The following is a 24,033-nucleotide window of genomic DNA, read 5'->3' as shown; positions in this document are numbered from 1 at the left end:
ACTATTTTTTCTCGAAGATCGACAGAATATGACTTCATTTAAAAGTATTTGTATTTTAATTTAGTGTACCTCATAATAGACGCAGGTGCTGTATTGTTAACACCTGACATTATTTGGATAACATTATCACAAGGATTTGCTCAACATATCAACAATCATGCAGAAAGTTTGCGATCGCGCTTAGTTAATCACCAGGGGAAACAACAACTGATAATTGAAACTCGACAAATACCCAGCCATCCCCAGCACTGGAGTCAAGCAGTTCAAGAATGGGTATTGCATATCCGCAATTATGTAGGAGCGGATCTATATCGATTGCTAGAGTGTAACTTCAGTACTACAACACCCATCACTCACACAGCTAGTCATGTCGTAATGATGAATGCCTTCCAAAAATATTTTGACTACGTAATGTACTGCGTGTGTGGCATTCCTGAGATGACGCTGTTAGGTACTGTAGAAGATTGGCAAAGGATCAGCGATCGCGTTCAAATGATGGCTGAGTATGATTTAGATTGGTGGACTGCTCGTTTAATGCCAATTTGTCGAGAATTTGTGGAAACAGCTTCAGGAAGACCATCACTAGAGTTTTGGCGCTGTATCTACAAACCTGAACCTGTTTATGGTGTTGAACTAATTACTGGCTGGTTGACAGATTTGTTCCCTTATATTACGCATTCAGTAACTAAAGCTCCCTCGGTGAAGAATCCCGTTCTGGAAATTGATCGCTGCGAACTGGAGAACGCATCATTATCTGAACCATTATTTTTCAAACAAATTGCTCATGGTATTTCTCCTGAATGCTTGCCTTTGGGACTCTCTCAAACTCCATTCCAGCTCATAACGCCAGATGGACAAGAACATTCTCTAGAACTACTTGCTGGTTTCATTGGCGTTCATCAAGATTCATTACAGCAAACTTTACAACCCGAAATTGGCTGGGCTGTGCGTGAACGTAATAATAACTTTGCAGAGTTACTCGACAAAATTCAACAGCAGCACATCACACAAGCGCCTATTAATTGGTCGGAATTTTCTCATAACTTTTATGATGCAGTTCCCAAAGAACACATTCAAATCCTGGAGCGATTTGATGGAGCCATACTTTATGCTAATAGCGGTCATTCTTGGCAAATTCCAAAGTTTAATTCTGGTAAAACCTACGAAATCCCTGAGCCAAATTCTTTCTGCTCTGATGCAACCCACCTAATTGATCTCGAAGATGGGCGCTCTATTGCCTATGTTTTTAACTTTCGCAAGAGCGAATGTTTGATTCTTTTGGGCAAGCAGACTTTAGATCAAAATGTGCTTCAAAATCCCATAGTTATTGCTAAGAGCATTCCAGAACTCTTTGAACGCATATTTCAAGTCCAGGGGCGATACTATTTTGACGATTCCAATTGCGTCTGGGAGTCTTGAAACACCTACATGAGCAACTCACAGAGATTTTTCCTTAATTATTAAAGTCGAGTTTATGAACAACCAACCAGATCAAAAAAGCTACACGCCACAAGAAACGCCATGTCCAATCTGCGGTTCACAAAATTTTGCGGTCGTACCGTTGGAGAATCAGCAAGTCAGTGGGTGTATTTCCGGGCTGATGGGGCTGGGTGGGGGGAAGGGGAAAAGATGCGGGCGCGTAAGTGCCTTGATTGTAACAATGTTCAGTTATTTACGTATGATTAACTGATGGTTAGCCATCAGTGAGTAAATTGTAGCCAAGCTTGTTTCAATCCCTAATAGGGATTTTAGGTAATTGCAATGGGCGATGAATCGATGCATCTATTGCATTCCGTCTATGCTCCGTTTCAATCCCTAATAGGGATTTTAGGTAATTGCAATCGCGGCTTGAGTAAAGGTAGTAAGACTATCGTCCTTAAGTTTCAATCCCTAATAGGGATTTTAGGTAATTGCAATGCTACATCGAATTTAAACGGCTCAATTACCACCCTGTTTCAATCCCTAATAGGGATTTTAGGTAATTGCAATTTATTAAAGATATTTCAACTGATAGTAATTTTCAAGTTTCAATCCCTAATAGGGATTTTAGGTAATTGCAATGTGCTAGAGCAATCCAAACCCATGAATGAATATGTTTCAATCCCTAATAGGGATTTTAGGTAATTGCAATACGCTTTTAGAATCTGTTCTAAGTACTATGTTTTGTTTCAATCCCTAATAGGGATTTTAGGTAATTGCAATTTTTAAGGAATGTTTTCGTGACAATATTTCAGGTTTCAATCCCTAATAGGGATTTTAGGTAATTGCAATAAATTCCACTAGCTGATTCAATTAGTGTTGCTGTAGTTTCAATCCCTAATAGGGATTTTAGGTAATTGCAATAACCAGGAAGTAATAGATAAGCACAGGCTTACTGTTTCAATCCCTAATAGGGATTTTAGGTAATTGCAATTTCACACCGCAATTGGAAGGAACTATTTAATCATGTTTCAATCCCTAATAGGGATTTTAGGTAATTGCAATTTGGGAATTTACCAATACGAGGGAGAGAGCCGCACAATAATTGGTTTCAATCCCTAATAGGGATTTTAGGTAATTGCAATTAGAAGCAAGTAGTATAACAACTTGTTACAGCATTGTTTCAATCCCTAATAGGGATTTTAGGTAATTGCAATCTCACTTGCGAAATTGCGCTTGAGCATCAATTAGTGTTTCAATCCCTAATAGGGATTTTAGGTAATTGCAATTATCCAGTCGTACCCCCAACCAAGGAAGTTTACGGAAAACAGTTTCAATCCCTAATAGGGATTTTAGGTAATTGCAATGGGGTGGTCGAGCAATGACTGATGTTCTCAATGAAATTGTTTCAATCCCTAATAGGGATTTTAGGTAATTGCAATAGCTGGCTTCTGAAAGTCTTGCTTCATTTGGTTTTCAAGGTTCGGTTGCGCGAATAGAGAAAGCATAACACGAGGAGTTGTAATTTGGCTAGAGGCAAATGGCTGAAAGCTAGTCTCCATAAGGTGCGCGGATGGTTTAGAAATCCGATCGCTCTCAAGCTCTTGCATATAGGAGAATTCAGCCATTTTTCTAGTCCCCCCTTATCCAACACCTACCTATCCGCGCAATTAGCGAAAAAACTAATCAGATCGGAAAGCTGTTTACTTTATAGATATCCTACTCGATTCAGTTACCTAACTTTAAGGCGATGCTTCGATTGGGCTACGCCTACCCAATACCAGCACTTCATGACTAACTTTATTTGGTAACGTCTTCAAAGTCTGTTATTGCACAAGCAAATTCCCTAAAAGCTGTTTTAATCAAAACCTCTTTCGTTCCCCTTTCTAGGGAAGAATTGCGTATGAGGTCTGTTAATTCTATGAATAACAGAGAAAACATAAAACGATCTTGACGGTCAACTTGCTTCAAGCAAGAGGATATAAACTGATAAAGCTCTGTTTTTCTAGGTTTGGTTTGTTCTTCCCATATTTGTAACCCAAGCCGGAAGGTTCTTAAGCGGATTTCGTTGCTATTGAAAGACGCATCTTTGTAGCGTACTGATACGCGCTGGGGTATATCCATGAGTTTTAGCTATACATATTCAATGTAAAGTAATTATTCACTTATATTTTGGCTCAACCGGAAAAATCTCATATTTTGCACCATTTCCAACAACTACCGTAGGTTAGAAACGAATGATTGGCGTGGAATATAGACAGAAGGCTTTGAGATATTATCTCGTCAAGAGTATCTGATTTGGTGTAGTTATCCAAAATTTTCCATCCATAACCTCTTTTAGATATTAGACCGAAAATACCCGTATAAATACCCGACTTTGCTTTTAAACATCTCACTTTAAGTATATTCCTTGGTGATATTCAAGATTTTTACAGGTAATATCCGAATCAGGACATTATACGTAAATTTTCTAGATATTACTCTATGGAAAAATATTCCAAAAACCTACTAGAAAGCGTACAGAAGAAAATTCGGCTTCAGCATTATTGTTACCAAACATGGAATACCCTTTTAACGTCGAAATGTTTTTCTGAAGAAAATTCGGCTTCAGGATTATTGTTACCAAACAGAAAAAAGCTACATTGACTTGATTAGGCGTTACATCTGTTTTCACAATCAGCGCTATTCCAAATATATGGTGAGTGTGCAAATAAGAGCCTTCTTAAGACATTTAGCTGTAAAAAAACGTCGCTGCATCAACTCAAATTCAAGTATTAAAGAGCCTCGCATTATTATGAGATACAAACCCCATCAACACAAGCTGTTGAGATGGATTGCATTATTCCTAGTTGGAACATTTCTGCAATTGTTGTTTTACATCCCAACACCAGTCTTATCCCAAAATTCCAATAGCTGTAGCAATATTACAGCCCCTCTGACAGCAGATGAACAAACTTACGCTCGCGCGGCTTGGCAGTATTTTGTCAAAAATTATCAGCCAGCAACGGGATTTACCAATTCTACTGGGGGTTATCCTTCTGGTACACTCTGGGATATGGGCAATTACCTGATGGCGTTGAATGCTGCACGCTGGTTGAATCTGACTGATCAAACAGACTTTGATGCTCGTCTCAACAAGTTTTTGACGACTTTCAGCAGCCTGAAGTTATTTGAGGATGCTTTGCCCAATAAAGTCTATAACGCAGCCAACGGACAAATGGTTGACTATGGCAATAATCCCCTTGAGCGGGGTATTGGCTGGTCTGCTTTGGATGTCGGGCGAATCCTGGCGGCGTTTGATGTTATCCGCACTTGCCATCCGCAATATAATGATTGGCTCAAAGGAATTGTAGCAAAGTGGCAAGTGGCGCGATCGCTCAAAGATGGACAACTTTTTGGCGCTACTGTTCTCCCAGACAACAAAACCCTACTAGTGCAAGAGGGACGACTCGGCTATGAAGAATATGGTGCCAGAGGTTATGAACTTTGGGGTTTCGCTGCACCAAAAGCGATCGCTTTAGAACCGTTTAAGTTAGTCGAAATTAATGGTGTGCAAATTCCCGTTGATAGCCGTGACTTTCAAAGCACTAATGCTAATAATTACGTTCTTAGTGAGTCTTATATCCTGGATGGGATTGAATTTGGTTTACAAGGTAAGTTAGGTGATTTTGCTGCCAGGGTTTTAGATGTCCAAAAACGGCGTTACGATAGCACAGGCCAGTTGACTGCTGTCACAGAAGATAATATCGATCAAGCGCCTTATTTTCTCTACAACACTGTCTACGCCAACGGTGCAAACTGGGCAACAATCACGGATGCCAATCAACCTTATCCCCAGTTTCGCAGCATCAGTACCAAAGCAGCTTTTGGCTGGCGCTATCTTTTTCCAGATAATGCTTATGCTCAAAAAGTTTTTGATGCTGTCAAGGATCTCCGCAGTCCTGATGATAGTGGTTACTATGCTGGTATTTATGAAGAATCCAAGCAACCCAATAAAGCTTTGACAGGTAATACTAATGGGCTGATTTTGGAGATTTTATATTACAAAGCTAAGGGAAATCACCCTTTAATTGGTTCTAGTTCTGCGAGTGTGTCTACTGGTAAGCCCAGTGAAAATGCTTCTCCTGCAACACCCTCAAATCAAGCAAATTCTACTGTTACGACTCCACCTGCAACACCCTCGAATCAAACAAATTCTACTGTTACAACTCCACCTGCAACACCCTCAAATCAAACAAATTCTACTGTTACAACTTTGCCTGCAACCCCTGCGAATACTTCTAAACCTACAGAAGTCGCTGTTGCACCTATTCCACCGGTGGATAGTCCCCAGCCATCAAACCTGAAACTAAATAGACCCCTGACGGTGATTGAAGGGCGTTATGCAGAGGCGGCTTGGCGATACTTTCAAGCGAATTATCACTCCAAAAATGGGCTAATTGACGATCGCAGTGATTTCAAAGGTGCAACCCTCTGGGGACTAGGAGATTATCTTGCAGCACTCCATGCAGCGCGATCGCTCGATATAATTACCCCCAAGGAATTTGACCAACGCACCCGACATCTTTTAGGAGCATTGACAAAATTACCATTATTTGCTGGAGAATTGCCAAGTCGGGGTTATGATACGCGATCGCTGCAATCAATAGATTATGGTGGAAATCCAATTGCAGAAGGTAACGGCTGGTCAGCTTTAGATTTAGGTAGAATGCTGGCAGCGCTTTATAACTTAAAAACCTCTCATCCAGAATACACGGCTGCGGTAGATAAAATTGTGCTGGATTGGTCATACTTGCGTGTGGTGCGGGAGGGTATTCTCTCCAGTGCTAGCGTTACCAAAGAGCAAGATGGGCGATCGCTTACCCGCGTTAAGCCCGCAACCCGCTTGGGATATGAAGAATATGCAGCTAGGGCTTTTCAGCTATGGGGATTTAATGTTAATGGTTCTGCTGTTGGCGGTGAATATGAAACTACCTTAGTAGAGGGAGTGAAAGTGCCAATTCAACGCCGCCGCACGGATACCAACTCAAAAAACCAATACACAGTTAGCAATCCTTTCTTACTCTACGCACTGGAATTTGGACTAGATCCACAAATGCGATCGCTTTTTGAGCCAATTTTCCAGGCGCAAGCTGAACGTTACCGTCGCACCGGCACTCTCACAGCCTCAGCTACCACCTTAATCGATCATAAACCTTACACTGTCCACACCACAATTACTGGAAAAGGTGAGTCTTGGGTAGCTTTAGGAGATGATGGTCAACCTTTACCAAAGGGGCGATTAGTAAGTACAGCAGTTGCTTTTGCCTATCATGCTCTGCTTCCAGAAAATAAGTATAGTCAAGTGTTACTGCAAGGAACGACTGACTTATATAACCCATTAGCCGGATTTTATGAGGGTTTTTATGAAACCACGGGTAAAACAGCAGTTGGTTTCACCAGCAGCACCAACAGTATGATTTTGCAATCCTTGCTCTACAAGGTGATAAATCAACAACCCCTAATTCGTCCCACCAACAATATGAAATCTCCTTGGTGGCAAGAAGTTACAAAGGGAAATTCTGGGCGAGGTTTACCCAACGCTGCCAGACAACAAACCAAGTTAATTTCTGATAATTCTGGAAATTACTGGGTTTCAGGGAGTAACTGACACTAAATATAGCGTTTCCTAATCATACAAGGTACATCATAGCCCCCTCCCCGCAAGCGAGGAGGGGGTTGGGGGTAGGCTGTTGACTTTGGGTGTTTTGAGTCAATTTCAGAGAAAATTATTTATGCTACTTTTCTTTGTTGTAAAGCGGCTGGAACAGCCGCTTTGCAACAAAAACAGGCGACACATTTTTTGCATGAAGTCTTATAGGGTAAAGGGTTCAGAGTCAACACCCTAGGTTGGGGGTGGGGTTCTTGTCTCACTCAACTGAGAACCGCTATAAGCAACTGAGGTACAGCTTAACCTCACCCGATAAAGAATAAGCTTTATCTCCCCACTCCTTAGCAAGGAGAGGGGTTAGGGGTGAGGTTTTAAGATGTATTTCAATAGATCGGGAAGCGCTATTAAGGAAACGTAGCGATAAAATGCGTCCCTGCGTCCTCTTTAACTACCTCTACCAATAAGTTGTTAGTAATGAATTCAACTAGGGAATACTTATGCTGAGGGAATGCAGATGATGTGAACTGCCCCAACTTATAGACAGATGGGGCAGTTCACATCATCAGGAATAGCCTTCAGAACTCCGTAGTTCTATTGGTCTAATATTCCTTCCAACGGCAGGAGTTTTGGTTCCCAAGACCCAAACTTTTCTTGCAACATATACCTATCAGCTTGGTTTTTGCTTATGGCATTGATAGTTACTGCGCAGAATCGAATTCAAAATCCAAAATCCAAAATCTAAAATACTACTAAGATGAGTTCAGTTTCTATTAGCGATCATTCCTCAAACTTCTCTGGTAACAGTCGCTCATCACTCAAAAAAAGGACGCTGTTATTTCGTTACTTAGCAGAAATAAATTTAATTTTTGGGATCTGGTATTTGCAATGGCGCATCACCCATTCCATTAATTTTGATGCACTGTGGATCTCTATTCCTTTGCTGATAGCAGAAATTTATAGTTATTTCGGCGGCGTGATGTTTGTAATTGGGTTATGGCGACCTTTAGTGCGACAGGTTAAGTCTCTCGACCAGATGATCCCACCTCTACCCAGATCCGACTGGCCAACAGTCGATGTCTTTGTGACTTGTTACAACGAACCATCGGAAATTGTCGAAGAAACTGCTAAAGGTGCTTTGGCAATGGATTATCCGCCAACAAAGTTACGTGTTTATATCTTAGATGATGGTAACTCGGCTGATATGCGGGCTATGACAGAAAAGTTGTGTATTGAGGATTTGCAATCACCACAACTACAACAAGAAGCAAGTCGGATTGATGCAGAACACTCTTATTTGTTGCAGCGCTTAAAGCAACTGGAAAATCTCACACCTAGTACTCAAGCCGCAGAAAAATGGCTGCAAGCATCATCAGAACCAGTGGCTAACCAGTTTGCTACAGAACTTGTGCAAAGTCTACAACAGTTTATTCTTTGGCTGCCTCCGACTCATCAAAGTATTAGCGATTCTCCTGGGGAGACGCTACGCGAACGCCTCACTACCGAACGCAAAGCCTTAGAAGAAAGTATTCGTAAGAAAGAACTAGAACTGTTGGAACTCTCCCGGTTTCGTTACATTGCTCGTCCCAAGACTCCTGGCGTAGCGCATCATGCTAAAGCAGGTAACATTAATTACGCAATTTTTTCTGGAGAAACGGCAGGAACTTTTATTGTTACTTTAGATGCCGATCACATTCCCAAGCCAAATTTTCTCAAGCGAGTTCTGCCTTATTTCTACGCTTATAATCTTTCAACCGGAAAATACGACCAGAATAAAATTGCTTTTGTCCAGACTCGCCAGGATTTTTACAATATTCCTCCAGGCGATCCTTTTGGACATCGAGCAAATTTATTTTATGGGCCACTTCAACAAGGAAAAGATGGCATGAATGCAGCTTTCTATACAGGTACAAATGCCATATTGAGGCGTGAGGCATTAGTTAGTGTAGGACTGCAAAACTTTGCTGATGAATTTGCCAAAGATGAAAAACGTTTAGATGAATTTGATTTAGTTGGTGGCGTATCGAGTAATAGCATTACAGAAGATATGAATACAGCCATGCGTCTGCATAGTGCTGGCTGGAAATCGATTTATCATAATGAACTTTTGGCAGAAGGTTTAGCGCCAGATGACCTAAGTTCCACTCTTAAGCAGCGACTACGCTGGGCCCAAGGAACTATCCAAGTACTAGTTCGAGAAAATCCACTAACCAAATCAGGGCTAACCTTTTGGCAAAGGTTGCAATATTTTAAGACGATGTATAGTTATTTCTCTGGTTTTGCAACTGTAGTGTTTATTTCTTGTCCAATTATCTATTTTTTCACAGATATTGTTCCAGTTAAAACCTACGGGTCTGACTTTGCCATCCACTTTTTCCCAGCTTTCATTATCAACCGTCTCACGTTCTTAGCAGCTACCTGGGGCATTCCAGCTAGAGAAGTTTGGCGCTCTGAACAATATGCGATAGCTTTATTTCCGTTGCTCATCCAAGCCGTATGGAGTGTGTTTTCAGGACAAAAACTCAATTTTCAAGTCACACCTAAGCAGAGGCAATCCGGTATTTATCTCCGGTTGGTTTGGCCACAGTTAGTTGTCTTTGTTCTCACTATTTTGGGAATATTATGGAGCCTTTATCACTTTGCAATTGGCGATCTAAATAATCCTTGGGTTCACCTACTCAATAGTGCGTGGGCTATCTATAACTTGTTACTTTTATCAGCCATCATCCGCGCATCTGTTTGGCAGCCTCCAAAAGAAGTATAAGAGGAGCTTTTATAGGCACTTATTGATTCCCTGTTTTAAAAAGGAGGGGTATGGGGAGTCAAAGTCCCTCTTTTTAATGAGGATATAGGAGGAGCTAAAAGTATTTGATACATCACTAGCAACTTGTAGAACATCCTCAAACAGGGACACGGAGGAAAAAGAATAACTTTTAACTTCCTGATAAATCGAATCTCAAAATCAAACAACAATGAATACTGATTCAAATTCAAAAAACTTTGCAGGGCGAACTGTCTTAACAATTTATGCTCACGCTGATGATGAAGTTCTACCTGCTGCTGGCACTCTCAGTCTGATGTCCAAGGCAGGATGGAATGTTCGTTGCTTAATTTTGACTGATGGTAGTCTTTCTAGTTCATCTATTAAGGGTACACGTCATCAAGAAGCGGATGCAGCAGGTAAAATTATCGGTGCAACTTACGAATTTTATGCACTTGAGGAGTACAATTTTTCAACCCAAGCAGTAATTAAAGTTACTGAAGAAGCTATTAAGCGTTGGCAACCGGATCTAATTATTACTCATGCACCACAACCTGAAAAATATGGACATAGAGATCATGAAGTATGTGCAATCGCAGTTTCTAATGTTGCCACCCGCAAAAATATAACTTTATGGTATTCAGCCCCACCTGTTTTTTTACGTGGTTTTGAACCCAACTTTTTTGTAGATATTACTTCTGTAATTGAGGAAAAAGTTGCTGCTATCGGTTGTTATGAGTCAGAGATGAATAAAGCATTTATGCAACTTGATGCCATCCTAGTTTTATCTCGTTTCTGGGCGCGAGAATTAGGTCAGAAAGATGGCTATTTTGAAGCTTTTGAAATTTCTCGTCAATGCGTAGATGCTAGCTTTTTTACTGCAATAGCTAATAACCGACAAGCAATTTAACTTAGCTGATTGCATAATAATCACAAAAATCTTGCTATCTATCTTGCAGTTTACCTGATGTCAGTGCCAAAATATAAATACATCTTTTTCAAGCAAAGAATAGGAGAAAACAATGAGTTCAAGTGTGAAAATACTAGAATTGTCGGGCATTTTGGATGGTATTAGAGGTAATGAACTGCGTCGTGAAGTAAGCGATGCTCTGGCAAACGGAACTGAGATATTATTGATTGATATGAAAGGAGTAAACTTTATCGATAGCTCTGGTTTAGGTGCTTTAGTATCAGCAATGCAAATGACGCGAAATGCTAATGCTAAACTTTTTGTTTGTTCCATCAGCGCTCAAGTCAGGATGTTGTTTGAACTGACTAAAATGGATAGAATTTTTCAAACTTTTGCGGATCGAGATGAATTCAATAGCCAAATATTGGCAACGCAATAGGCTGTTAGATAATACAAAATTTGGATGTGCATATTTGGCTATACTAACCAAAGTTAACTTTTACCAAAGAGAAGTCATCATCAAGATTGTTTTGAGCATTTAAGGTGAGAATATTCGCTAATAGTTGATTTAAATTACAGGTATTTTCCCAGCTATATTTAGTTAGCAAGTCAATGAAAGCATCAATTCCCCAAATTTCGCCATTTGACTGATTAATTTCATAAACACCATCACTAAAAATGTATAAAGTGGTGTTCTCTTCGATCTCCAAAACAGCATCCTCAAATTGAACATCTGGTAAAAAACCAATTGGTAAATCTAAAGAACTTAGCTGTTTAACTTGGATGCTTGTTGTAGAGGTCTTAGATAAGAGTAAAGCTGGTGGATGTCCGGCGTTGGCATAAATAAGTTGACGTTTAAGGCGGTGATAAACTCCATACCAGATTGTGAAGTATTTATCACCGTGCTTCGTCATTTGGAAAGCGTGATTGAGTGCTCTTAGGACTTTACTGGGTTGACAAAAGTTAGTGTTCGGGAGAGATTGCGATCGCAAAACATTCAACACCGATACAGATAGGAGGGCTGAACCCACCCCATGACCTGATACATCTAACAAATAAATTGCCAAATTATCTTCGTCGATCCAATGATGGTCGAAGCAATCACCCCCTAGCTGTGCCGAGGGAATAAACAGATTTTCTGTAGTTACTGCTCCTACAAGCGGTGAAGGTAGAAGCGATCGCACATAATCAGCAGCCTCAGCTAATTCTGCTTCCAAAATTTGCTTTTGGGTTTGTAAATCTTGATTTAGTCTCTGCAAAACTTCTTTTTGACTTTGTAAATCCTGATTTACCTGGTGTAATCTTAGTCCTGCTCTTACCCGTGCTTTCAATTCATTCATCTCTATTGGTTTAGAGATAAACTCATCTGCTCCAGCGTCAAGTCCCCTAACTCGATCTTCTTCCTCTCCTCTAGCTGCTCCCCTAGCCGTCAATAGAATAAAAAAAGTAGTTGCCAACTCTGGATTTGTTCTAATTCGACGACAAACTTCTAACCCATCTACCTGGGACATCATCCAGTCACAGATAATCAGAGCAGGACGTAGTAATTGTGCTTGTGCAATTCCTTCCTCTCCATCTTTGGCGATACTGGTATCATAACCCTGATTTTGGAGGGTTCTTTTCAGTACTGTTCGCACTATAGGGTCATCATCAATAACTAAAATTTTAAACATGAATTAAAGTTTACTAAGTAAAATCAAAAGGAACTAATAGCTCTAATTCAACTTATATGCAATTTAGTTTGAAATGTATAGTGAAAATACTCAAATTAAATAAATTACTTACCGAATACGATCGTTTCAAAATATTTTCTTGGTTAAGAAGTGAAAAATAAAATTTGTCTAAAAGTCAACACAGACCTTACAGCGTCGCCTCAAGTGTTATCTTGGTTCGAGCAGATGAATCAACCGCCTATTGCCGATAAACAAATTTGGTGGCAATGTCAAACACTGATGATGGAAGGTTTTACAAACATTGTTGAACACGCTCACAGAAATTTACCGATTGAAACTCCTATTGAGATAGAAGCTGTGCGATTCAATGAATATATAGAAATTCGCATTTGGTCTAAAGGTGAACCCTTTGACTTAGAGCAGCAATTACGGCAAATATCTGAATTTGAGGATAATGAGCAAGAGCGTGGGCGGGGTTTAAAAATTATGTCAGCTATTGCTGACAAATTGAGTTATAAGCCGACAGTAGATAATCGTTGGTGTTTATTTATTAGTAAATCTTATTGAAGTTACGGCAGTAGTTAGGAGTAATTCAATTTTAGATTTCAGATTTGGCAGAGTTAAGAGTTATGATTAAAAATTCTTGGATGCGTTTAACAAAATCTTCTAACTCTGAAATTAAGTTAGTAGTACCTCGACGCTCTTGATTATAAGCTAGTTGCTCTAGCTTTTCTCCCGCCAGATGCATTGTTATAGCTCCAATATTGGCACTAGCACCTTTAATTTGATGGGCTTCTTGCCCTATTTGCCCAAAATCATGAGTTGCGATCGCTATTTTAATTACTTCTAGACGAGATTGGATATCTTCAATAAATATTTGCAATAGTTCCAATTCAAATTCTGGGTTGTTTTCCGAGAGTTGATGCAAGCGTCCCCAATCAATTGGGAGGTCAAGTGAATCTCCATATGTTGTAGCAACTGTCTGCTCTTTAGCATCTGTTTCTTCTACTCTGAATATCACACTTGTCCAATGCTGTAGTGCCGCAGACAATTTTTCTTTCATTACTGGCTTGCTTAAATAATCGTCCATTCCTGCATCCAGACACATTTGTTTATCTTCTTTCATGGCATTAGCTGTCATCGCAATTACTACAGGACGACGACCACTGAGAAATCTACTTTCTTGCCAACGATGAATTTCTTTTGTGGTTTCTAAACCGTCGAGGACTGGCATTTGATAATCCATTAGAATTAAATCGTAGGGAAGTTTTTCTAATAGTTGTAAAGCTTCTCTGCCATTATTAGCAACATCAGCACTATAACCCAGGCTTTTGAGTTGCTTCAAGGCTATTACCTGATTCACATGATTATCTTCAGTTAAGAGAATTCTTAATTTAGGTAAATCAGAAACACGATAATCACAGTTATTTTCAGAATTTCTTACTGGGAACTCCTCGATGGGTGCAAAGACTTCCGCCTCTGCTGATTCCTCTAAAATAATAGAAGCAGCAATCGTAAAGTAAAATGTACTACCTACACTGAGTTCACTTTCAACCCAAATTCTGCCACCCATTAACTCGCAAAGTTGCTTGCAAATGGCAAGACCTAAGCCAGTACCGCCATACTGTCGAGTAGTTGAGGAGTTGACTTGACTGAAGGCTTTAAATAAACGTTCAACGCGATCGCGGGGAATCCCGATGCCTGTATCTTTAATACTAAACTGAATCTCGTCAGTATTTGCAGCAGAAGAATGATTAATATTCCTATTCTTGTGGATTATAACTGAAACTTCTATGTTTCCAGTTTCGGTAAACTTAATCGCATTACTAAGTAAATTAATCAAAATTTGGCGTAGTCGGGTGATATCCGCCACAATCGTAGTCGGAAATTTAAGAGTATCTAAAAATATTAGTTTTAAATCTTTTTCTCTAGCTTGAGGCGTAAGTAAATAAAAAGCCTCATTAATACAAGTTTGCAAAATAAAAGGTTCCTCTTCTAGTTCCAAGTTGCCCGATTGTATTTTAGAGAAGTCAAGAAAATCGTTAGTGATTTTGAGTAAGGAATTTCCACTGGTGTAAATGATTTCAATAAATTTTTGCTGTTCAATAGTCAATCCACAATCTATTAACAAACTGGACATACCAATTATCGATGCGATTGGAGTCCGAACCTCATGGCTAATCATTGCTAAGAATTCCTGTTTAGCAAGTTCTGCTTGTTTCCGTTCAGTCATGTCTCGCAAAATATAGACATAACCTTGGAAATGCTCAATTTCTGTCTTCACAATTGAGGATGAAAAAGCTACAGGAATTTTTTTACTACTTTTGGTATAACAAACAGTTTCTATCTCTTGGATTAAAGGATTTATGTCTTGATTCTGGAAAATATCAATACTTTCAGTATTTTCTATTTCTAATTTATAGCTATTGACTTCTCTAAGAATTTTACTAATAGGTTGACCGATGAGTTCTGTTTCGTCATATTCTAACAATACTTGTGCAGCTGGATTTAGTTTTTTTATCTTCTTTGACAGCGTTGTTACCAACAATGCATCTGGCATTGATGTCACAATTTGGTCAATATATTGTTTAGAAGCTTTTAAATTGCGTAACAAAAGATTTGCTTCATTTGCACCTTGAAACAAAGATTGCTCAAGAACCATCCTTTCTGTTGAGTCTTCCACAAGAATGATGAATGGATTGCTAGAAGAATTTTCTTGTATATTCTTAGTAATACGAATATCAATATATAAAGGAGAAGCCGCATCTAGGGAGCGCATAATTCCCTTTAATTCAAAGTTATCTCCCTCACCTTGTCGAATTGCATCAAAAATATCTTCAAGTCCCTCTAATTCTGGAAAGGCAATCCGAACATCCTCACCTTGCTTGACTTCATCAGAAATGTTAGCAAAATGATTTAGTCCCAGAGATGTCTCTACAACCTTCAAGTTTTCGTCAATTATCAAATATTCAATCCGACATACAGATAATATCTTTGTCAACAATGAGTTCATTTTACTAAATTAAATGAGTCGCTAAAGTTTGAAATATCTCATCAACATTATTGCCAGTTTTAGCTGAGGTTATATATGTGTCTAATATATTATTTAAATCGTTAAATTGATACATTTGGCGGATATTTTCTAAATATTCGGCTGCAATCATATCTGATTTGTTGAGTGCGACAACAATATAGCTTTTAGGATTAACAGCTAAAAAACTTTGAATATGCTCCCGGATATGATTGAGCGTTTCTGGTTGTGTCACATCACCAACTATCACAGCACCTTTAGAACCTTGAAAATAGTTTTGAGCAACTGCCTTAAATTTATTGCTACCTTCAATATCCCAAATTAGTAACTGTAAGTTTCGCCCATCATCCAGGTCTTTAGAAGAAATATTCACTGATTTACGAGAAATTTTGACTCCGACAGTCGAAAGATATTCATCACTAAATTGAGATTCTACAAATTGGCGAACTAGACTTGTTTTGCCAACACCAAAATCACCAAATAAGCAGATTTTTTTAGAAATTATAGACATATTTTAAAAACTAATTAGTATTGTATATATCAGAGGTATTTTAAAGTTAAAATTGCTTGTTTATCGCTTCTAGAACTACACAACGGCTTAAGCATAAGGGGTGAGTTTCATCAATTACTGGTGGTAAACTTGTCCTAGCAATTACTTGTAAACGAGATGGCGCGATACCTAAATTAATAAGTGCTTGTTGTACAGTTTTTGCTCGCGTCAGTGCTAATTTTTGAGATGTGTTCGTACCAGTATGGTTATAACTATAACCAATAATTTTTAAATGTTTATTTGGATGCTGATTGAGGAAAAATTTGACCTGTTGAACCTTGTACCCTAAATTTGCTTTGATTAAATTCGCCGAGTCTGGTTGAAAGTAAAATCGAACTTCAATTTGCAGAGGTTGCACTTTTACCGCGCTAGATATAAATTTTACGCCTGGAATTTGCTCAAATGCATGAGTAATAATCTGAGCATCTGCAATCCGCTTGACACTACCTTCGACAACTACTTTACCAACACTGTATTGAGCGGAAATGGCTGTACCATCCGTCTGATTTAAAACTGCTGTGACTCGTTTGACTTCAGCAGCAGCTAATACAGGATCTGCTGGTAGTTCTACTAATAAGATTTGATTGTCAATCAACCAATTGGGGGAGGTTACTTTAACAATTTGCTCGGCTTTCTGGCGAAGAAGTTGATTAGGTAATAGTCCTGTTAATTTTAATTTATTGTGTTCTACCTGCACGGTGAGCCGATATACGGCTAGTTCTGGAACAGAAGTTAGAGCCAAGGAAGTTTTATTTTCAATAGAACGGATCGCTCCAATATGGTGTTGCCAAATACCCCAAGGAATGAAAATTGCGCTAATAATGGTTAAGGCTAATATCAGTAACGGTGATAATTGATTACTTTTCTTTTTTTGCGGAATATCTGTACCTTTAAGTTCTTCCAATATTGTATGAATTTCAGCCGGGATTGTATCTGGATCTCCGTCAAATTTTTCAATTAAATCACCATGATTCTTCACGATTTTTCTAAAGGTTTGTCGCATTTGCAAAAGAAATTTTTTACTCATTTCTCCTTGCACAACGATCGCTAAATAACAGTATCCTGCAACTTCTAAAATTATTTTGGATGTACCGTATTGAATTGCGTCTAATTCTGTCACGCTTCCAGATTGATTGATGCAATCATTGGCAAAGCTGCGAATCGCCGTTAGCATTCCTGCTACCATATCAGCTTCTAGCTGTTGTCCATCAGAACGCTGAATGTCTGAGATAACTAAACCAGATGTTTTATGAATCAAGAAAATAGCTTTAATTGTAAATGGTAGAGCTTCTTTAAGAATTAATTCTGCCTCGGAAACTCCTTGTAATTTGGCACTAATTTTACGTTTTATCCCTTCAACGCTAAGAGTTTCTTCAACTTGCCGGTTAATCGCACGGATTGTCTCTGCCATATATTTGGCTATGGTACTACCAATAATTGGGTAGAGTGCATCCACAACAATATTCTGTTCAATTTCAATTTGCTTTTTTATCGCTCGTCCCATTGCAGGAGCGATCGCATCTGAAACTTCTTCTGGAGCAACAATAATCTGCTGACTAATCGCTAAGGGTATAGCAGGTGCGATCGCAGAACTCATGCTACTTCTATCCTGTTCAGTGCGACTGCGGATAGTATGATCGATAATTGGGGCAATTATCTGTACAAATTCTTCTTTAGACTCTAAAATCTTCAGTCTTAAAAGCTCAGAAATATACGGAAGGAGTAGATTTATTAGCTCTTTAGGATCGTAAATTTGATGCTCTAGTTTTATTAAATTTTGTTCAAGTTTATCTACAAGATTGTTAATTTGTGATAATTCATATCCAATTAATATATCTTTTAATTTTTGCAATATATCTTCTGAGTTGTCTATATTTTCCTCAAAACTTGCAACCATTTCAATGTTTTTTTCTAATTCTTCTTCGACAAGTTTCGCTGAATAAGCTGCATTTTGACGAGAATTAAAAGCCGACTCTAAATAAGCTTCACATATTTCTATTGTCACTGGAGTAAGTTGCAATGCCTCATTTTCTGTTGTAATAGAGTCATTACTAGGAGCAGTTTCGGATGGAAATGAAGAAAAAGATTGCTCAGGTGGTTCAATAATTTTCAGTTCGACAAGTAGATCCACTAAATTGTCAAGCTGTACAGCTTCTTCTGGCTTGAACTCAACATCTTGAGAAATCAAATTTTTCACCTGAGTCATATCAGTAATTCTTGTCTTTAAATGTGCTGATTTAGGAGACGCGATTAATCGCGTCTGTACAAGAGAGAGGCGATAAATCGTGTCTGTGTCCCTTTGCCTCCTGAGTTTATTAAGAATGTAATTCTGCGGTGCTGTTAGAGTGAGTTAACACTTTTGACAACTTTGTAGTTTCTAGAAGTGGTACAGGTACAGCAGTATAGTTGTCGTTGCGTTCATCGGCCGCTTCTCGTAACTTAGGAATAAATTCAGTTTCTTTTAGACGCATTCCCAAGGCAAATAAAGTTTCAGCCATATCGTCTTTAGAAACTTTAGTGTCTGTTAACTGCGAGAAGCGGCGATCTATCTCTTCTAAAATCAGATCGCGTAACGCCGTGACATCATCTTGTAAATGGACTTTAGTTTGAAAGATTTCATCTCGAATGGAGGTAGTTTGGTTATCTAATGTTTCATCAAGGGACTGAACACTGCTAGAGAACTTTTTATTGAGTTTATCAACCTGTTGCCGTAAGTCAAGAGTTTCTTCTTGAGTTGTCAGGTTGAGTGATTTCAGCTTTTTATCCAGCGCCTCAAATCCTGCTTTTAGTTCAGCTGAAAAGTTGGACTTGAGTTGTTCGACATGCGATCGCATTTGTTGTTGTAGGAGAGATATGTCTGACTCCAGCTTGTTAAATCGATTTTCATACTCTCTTAGCTGCGTTCCCAAAATAATATCGCGGATCTGATCGATATTACCAAGCCGTTCTCGTACATCGTCTTTACTCATCTGACTCATCAGAAAACCTCACTTTTCGGGAATTTATTGGGGATAGGAGGTACGGATTTAACTGGCATTTAGGCTAAATATTCTCAGCATCAGATGCAGCTAACTCACCTAACCTACTTTTAGTACATCAAAGTTATTATTCCCAATTATTCAGAATTTCTATCTTAAAAAGAGTAAATGGGTAATGATAAATGTAGAATAAGTATTTTTCATGCTTACTCCTAAAAAGCTATCATTTTTAATTTGTTAATAAATATTATTGATTTTTCAGATTTTGGAGTTATGATCTTTACACTCCAAAAATTCTTGGATGCGTTTTACAAACTCTTCTAATTCCAAGATTAAGTTAGCATTACCTCGACGTTCTTGATTGAATGCTAGTTGTTCTAGTTTTTCTGCTGCCAGATGCATGGCTGTAGCTCCAATATTGGCACTAGCACCTTTAATTTGATGAGCTTCTTGACCTATTTGCCCAAAATCATGAGTTGCGATCGCTATTTTAATTACCTCTAGCCGAGGTTCAATATCTTCAACAAATATTTGCAGAAGTTCCAATTCAAATTCTAAGTTGTTTTCTGAAAGTTGATGCAAGCGTTCCCAATCAATTGGGAGGTTAAGTGAACCTACATCAGTTGTAGAAGCTTTCTGCTCCAAGACATCTGTTTCTTTTGCTTTGAATATTACACTTCCCCAACGCTGTAGTGCCGCAGCCAATTTTTCTTTAATTACTGGCTTGCTCAGATAGTCGTCCATTCCGGCATCTAGACACATTTGTTGGTCTTCTTTCATGGCATTAGCTGTCAGCGCAATTACTACAGGACGACGACTACTGATAAAGCTGCTTTCTTGCCAACGATGAATTTCTTTTGTAGTTTCTAAACCGTCAAGAATTGGCATTTGGCAATCCATCAGAATTAAATCGTAAGGGATTTTTTCTAATAACTGCAAAACTTCTTTACCGTTACCAGCGACATCAGCACTATAACCCAGGCTTTGGAGTTGCTTCAAAGCTACTTTCTGATTCACTAGATTATCTTCAGCTAAAAGAATTCTCAATTTATGGAAGTCACGAGTCGGGAAGCGGGAGCTAGGAGAATGATCGTTGCTATTGTTTTCATAATTTTTTAGTTGTAACCTCTGACTTTTAAATTCTGAATTCTGACTCCTGTCTCCTGTCTCCTCCGTTCCTAAGATAGTTATGATGGTATCGAGGAATCGGGACGGCTTAACAGGTTTGACCAAATAAGCTGCAAATCCTATTTTTAGCGCTCGTTGGATTTCATCGCGTTGATTAGTAGAGGTAAGCATAATCAAAGGTAGACTAGCGATCGCTGAATTTGCCTTAATTTGTTCTCCCAAAGTCAAGCCATCTATTTCTGGCATCTGCATATCAATCACAGCAATGTGATATGGATTTTTTTGCTTTGCAGCCTCTTCGATAGCTTTAAGGCCAATAGCAGCCGAAGCAGCCTGATCTACGACCATTCCCCAACGGGTAGCTTGATGGTAGATGATTTTGCGATTAGTGGTATTATCATCCACCACTAACAAGCGTCGATTTAGCAAAAGTTCGGTTTCGCCCTTAGCGTTGGCAAAGCCATTAACTTGTGAGGAAATCGGGTGAAGTTGTTGGGCAAAAGTTACTTCAAACCAAAATTTAGATCCTTTTCCCAACTGACTTTCTACGCCAATTTCTCCTCCCATCAAATTGATGAGTTGCTTGCAAATGGCTAATCCTAAACCTGTACCACCATACTTACGGGTGATGGAAGCATCTACTTGGGTAAATGGCGTAAAGAGTTTGCATTGGTCTTCAGGAGTAATCCCAAGACCGGTATCTGTAATGGCAAAATAAATGGTGGCTGTATTAGAAGAAAGCGAACGCAATTCCGCTCTTAATATTACCTCTCCATTGCTAGTGAACTTGATTGCATTGCTGATCAGGTTCATCAGAATTTGCCGCAGGCGGCCAGCATCGCCTTGGAGTTGGGTAGGGACGTTGGGATAGATTAACGCGGCAATTTCTAATCCCTTATTATGGGCTGGGGGAGCCAATAATTCCAATACTTCTTCCACACAGGTAGATAAGTCAAAATCTAGGGTTTCTAGTGCCATTTCCCCAGCTTCAAGTTTAGAAAGATCCAAAATTTCGTTGATTAGGGTTAAAAGAGCATCTCCACTAATGCGAATGGTTTCCATAAAATCCCGTTGCTCGAAGTTTAGCGGAGTTTCTAACATTAAGCCTGTCATGCCCAACACAGCATTCATCGGAGTCCGAATTTCATGACTCATATTTGCTAAAAAAGCACTTTTGGTTTTAGAAGCTAATTCAGCTTGATGACGGGCAACTTCCAGTTCTCTTCGCTGTTGAGTTTCTGCGTATAACATTTGGGCTTGGGCTAAGGCAATGCCTACTTGATCGGCTATTTGCCGTAAAAGATGAGTTTCAAAACTAGACCATTGGCGGGAACTGCTACACTGATGGACAATCAGCAAACCGCAGAGTTCTTCTTTGACAAGAATGGGTATAACCAAATTGGATTTGACCCCTAATTGTTTTAGTAATTCTATATGCCATTTTTGAATTTCCACTATATCTAAGTCAGGAAGCTCTAGATTCTGTTTTTGACGATACTGCTGTAAATAGTGCTGCTGTGTATATTCCGCTTGAAAGTAAGTATCCGTGAGTTTTTTGTCTTTTATTGCTAGCCAGTCAGAAATTACTGCCTCAACTACAGTGCTTCCAGATCCATCTGTCAAGGGTTGATAAATCAAAACTCGATCGCTATGGAGAATTTTTTGGACTTCTGTAACGCTGATTTGGAGAATTTCTTTGATTTGCAGAGACTGACGAATCTTCAGGGTGATTTCAGTAAATAGTTGCGATCGCAAATTTTGGCGTTGGAGTTCTTCTTCTGCCTGCTTGCGCTCAATAAACTGCCCTACTTGCTCACCAATAGAATTCATAACTTTTGCCAAATCTGGGTCAGGTTGCTGGATTTCATGGCTAAAGCAGGTAATGACACCAAAAATCTTTTTACCACTATGGATTGGAAAACCAAAAGCTCCATGCAGTTCTGCTTGGGCAGCGATTTGAGAGCGGATGAAATCGTTATCTTTAACTACATCAACGATCCAAACAGGTTCAGCACTAGCCCAAACACGACCAGGCAGACCAATTCCTCGTTCAAAGGTGGTCTGTTGACTGAGGATTTCAAATTCTTGGATTTTGGAAGATGTTTTATACCAGGATGTTAGGAAATACAGTATATTTACTTGCCGATCTACCATCCAAATTTCACTTAAATCCCATCCTAAACTCTCGCAGATTCCTTGCAAGATTTGGGGCATGGCTTCGTTAATTGTAGTTGACTCTGCTAAGACGCGCGTTGTAGAATACTGGGCTTTGAGATGCTGTTCTGCTCGTTTGCGTAAGCGAAGCTCGTCGGAGACAGCGCTGATGTCAATACCAGTGCCAACAATGTATTCAAGGCTACCCTCATCGTCTTGCAAAATAGCGTTAGCCCATGAAATCAACCGCCGAGTGCCATCCTTTGCTACCCAATAGTTTTCATATTCTCTGGGTGCTTCACCAGTTCGCAACTGTTCAAAAACTGCTTTAATCGGCTCTACCTCTTCAGGAATTAGCAATAAGTTCCAGAAATGCCTTCCTCTCACCTCATCAAATGAGTAACCAGTTGTTTGTTCACAAGCTTGATTGAAGCGAACGATTTGCCCTTGTGTGTCCAGAACTATTACCAAAGCGCTGGCTGTATCAAGGACTGCTGAGATAAAGTTGCGTTCTTGATTCAGTGTTTCCTCTGCTAATTTCCGTTCTTTTACTTCACGATAAATGAAGTAGTAGACTATGGTCAAAATCAGAAAACTTAGGCAAATAGCGATCGCCTGCATCAAAATAGTATTGTTAGCACTGGTTTTTGTGATTGTTAACTGCTGCTGAAGCTCGTCCCTCCCCTCGTTTTCCATCTCACGAATGATATTGCGAATATCACTCATTAAGTTATTTCCCTGATTTGCATTTATTACTTCCAATGCAGCATCTAACCCAATATTCTGGCGGAGGTCGATAGTCTTTTTCAGTTCTTTCAGTTTTAGTAGTATTAGGGATTCAAGGGTATAGAGTTGACTCAGTTGCTTAGGAGCATCTACTGTTAATTTTCTTAGCTGCTTAATTTCTGGAGGAAGATTAATAAGTGCTGTCTGATATGGTTTGAGATACGCATCATTTCCGGTGAGTATATAACCACGTTGTCCCGTTTCAGCATCCTTGATATTAGACAGCAGTTCATGCAAGCTGTTGATTGTTAATTGAGTATTGTTCAACCCTTTGCTCGTATTAATCAACACTTCTGTACTCTGATACGAGAGCGTGGCAATCAGAACTAAAATTGCTAACGCCAGCCCAAACCCGGCGGCAACTTTTTTGAAAAATTGTTTGCTTACCTTTTGTGTCTGTTTGTGACTATGACTCGCCAATACCAAACTTGCTAAGTTGCGCCGCATTTCTAGTTGCTTAATTACCTGGCGACCTAAAATTCGTAACGCTTCAACTTGTTCTGACGAGAGGTTTCTTGGTACATTATCAATTACACAAAGGGTTCCGAGTGCATATCCTTCAGGGTTAGTTAGGGGTACACCAGCATAAAACTGAACATTCGGATTAGAGGTGACTAGCGGGTTTGAGGCAAACCTTTCGTCAAGTGTTGCATCAGGCACAACAAAAACTTCCGGTTGCAGAATCGCATGGGCGCAGAATGCCACATCTCGCGGTGTTTCTAGGGCATCCAAACCAACCTTGGATTTGAACCACTGGCGATCGCTATCAACTAAACTAATTAAGGCAATAGGAGTTCCACAAATATATGAGGCTAGATGGGTGAGATCGTCAAAAGCAGCTTCCGAAGGAGTATCAAGAACCTTATACTCCAAAAGAGATTCGATTCGCTGTTTTTCATTATCAGGTAATGGTGCTTTCATTCTTGAGCCTTATACCATTTTGGATTTTAGATTTTAGATTTTGGATTGGGAATCGCCTTGGTGCATCTGGCTAGA

General features: G+C 39.3%; 12 protein-coding genes, 3 pseudogenes and 1 CRISPR repeat array. Of the genes and pseudogenes, 7 read left to right on the top strand and 8 right to left on the bottom strand.

Features of this window, described 5'->3' with window-relative positions; translation table 11 throughout:
• Positions 1-63 precede the first annotated feature (63 nt).
• Complete coding sequence (locus V7K38_RS04765) at positions 64-1,419, top strand: DUF4419 domain-containing protein (protein ID WP_334855852.1); 1,356 nt, start codon at positions 64-66, stop codon at positions 1,417-1,419.
• 307 nt (positions 1,420-1,726) lie between these two features.
• A CRISPR array of direct repeats spans positions 1,727-2,861; the repeat unit is 37 nt; unit sequence GTTTCAATCCCTAATAGGGATTTTAGGTAATTGCAAT.
• Positions 2,862-3,219: 358 nt separating this feature from the next.
• On the opposite strand, the gene V7K38_RS04760 is transcribed toward V7K38_RS04765, so the two are convergent.
• Positions 3,220-3,543: a hypothetical protein gene (locus tag V7K38_RS04760; RefSeq protein ID WP_334855851.1), complete on the bottom strand. Its 324-nt coding sequence runs from the start codon at positions 3,541-3,543 to the stop codon at positions 3,220-3,222.
• 466 nt (positions 3,544-4,009) lie between these two features.
• Here V7K38_RS04760 and V7K38_RS29580 point away from each other — a divergent pair.
• From V7K38_RS29580 to V7K38_RS04740, 5 genes and pseudogenes are all read left to right on the top strand, one after another.
• A pseudogene (locus V7K38_RS29580) lies at positions 4,010-4,156 on the top strand (phage integrase N-terminal SAM-like domain-containing protein); the annotation flags it as partial.
• A gap of 57 nt (positions 4,157-4,213) precedes the next feature.
• Positions 4,214-7,069, top strand: coding sequence for a DUF3131 domain-containing protein (locus V7K38_RS04755; RefSeq protein WP_334855850.1), 2,856 nt, complete (start codon positions 4,214-4,216; stop codon positions 7,067-7,069).
• Between the two features lie 754 nt (positions 7,070-7,823).
• Positions 7,824-9,830 carry a glycosyltransferase gene (locus V7K38_RS04750; protein WP_334855849.1) on the top strand — a complete coding sequence of 669 codons (2,007 nt, stop codon included), beginning with the start codon at positions 7,824-7,826 and terminating at the stop codon, positions 9,828-9,830.
• A 208-nt stretch (positions 9,831-10,038) separates the two neighbouring features.
• Complete coding sequence (locus V7K38_RS04745) at positions 10,039-10,737, top strand: PIG-L deacetylase family protein (protein ID WP_334855848.1); 699 nt, start codon at positions 10,039-10,041, stop codon at positions 10,735-10,737.
• 112 nt (positions 10,738-10,849) lie between these two features.
• Positions 10,850-11,176 (top strand): STAS domain-containing protein, encoded by a 327-nt coding sequence (locus tag V7K38_RS04740; RefSeq protein WP_334855846.1) that lies wholly within the window; start codon positions 10,850-10,852, stop codon positions 11,174-11,176.
• Between the two features lie 43 nt (positions 11,177-11,219).
• Here the strand turns inward: V7K38_RS04740 and V7K38_RS04735 are convergent, their stop codons facing one another.
• The gene (locus V7K38_RS04735; RefSeq protein WP_334855844.1) at positions 11,220-12,410 is read right to left on the bottom strand and encodes a SpoIIE family protein phosphatase; all 1,191 of its coding nucleotides are present in this window, start codon (positions 12,408-12,410) and stop codon (positions 11,220-11,222) included.
• A gap of 150 nt (positions 12,411-12,560) precedes the next feature.
• Between V7K38_RS04735 and V7K38_RS04730 the strand changes: the two genes are divergently transcribed.
• Complete coding sequence (locus V7K38_RS04730) at positions 12,561-12,977, top strand: ATP-binding protein (protein ID WP_334855842.1); 417 nt, start codon at positions 12,561-12,563, stop codon at positions 12,975-12,977.
• 31 nt (positions 12,978-13,008) lie between these two features.
• Here the strand turns inward: V7K38_RS04730 and V7K38_RS29575 are convergent.
• The 6 genes and pseudogenes from V7K38_RS29575 to V7K38_RS04705 form a co-directional block, all read right to left on the bottom strand.
• Positions 13,009-14,295 (bottom strand): annotated as a pseudogene (locus V7K38_RS29575) (ATP-binding protein); the annotation flags it as partial.
• A 135-nt stretch (positions 14,296-14,430) separates the two neighbouring features.
• Positions 14,431-15,072 (bottom strand): annotated as a pseudogene (locus tag V7K38_RS29570) (histidine kinase dimerization/phospho-acceptor domain-containing protein); the annotation flags it as partial.
• Between the two features lie 355 nt (positions 15,073-15,427).
• The gene (locus V7K38_RS04720; protein ID WP_334855838.1) at positions 15,428-15,952 is read right to left on the bottom strand and encodes a Rab family GTPase; all 525 of its coding nucleotides are present in this window, start codon (positions 15,950-15,952) and stop codon (positions 15,428-15,430) included.
• Positions 15,953-15,998: 46 nt separating this feature from the next.
• Positions 15,999-18,197, bottom strand: coding sequence for an OmpA family protein (locus V7K38_RS04715; protein WP_334855836.1), 2,199 nt, complete (start codon positions 18,195-18,197; stop codon positions 15,999-16,001).
• Between the two features lie 109 nt (positions 18,198-18,306).
• Entirely contained in the window at positions 18,307-18,969 is a 663-nt protein-coding gene (locus V7K38_RS04710) for a hypothetical protein (RefSeq protein ID WP_334855834.1), read from the bottom strand.
• A 258-nt stretch (positions 18,970-19,227) separates the two neighbouring features.
• Positions 19,228-23,958, bottom strand: coding sequence for a GAF domain-containing protein (locus tag V7K38_RS04705; protein WP_334855832.1), 4,731 nt, complete (start codon positions 23,956-23,958; stop codon positions 19,228-19,230).
• Positions 23,959-24,033: the final 75 nt, after the last annotated feature.

Origin of the sequence: Nostoc sp., assembly GCF_036917465.1 — a bacterium.
In the GTDB taxonomy this organism is placed as follows: domain Bacteria; phylum Cyanobacteriota; class Cyanobacteriia; order Cyanobacteriales; family Nostocaceae; genus Nostoc.
This window is presented reverse-complemented; position numbering and strand designations above follow the sequence as displayed.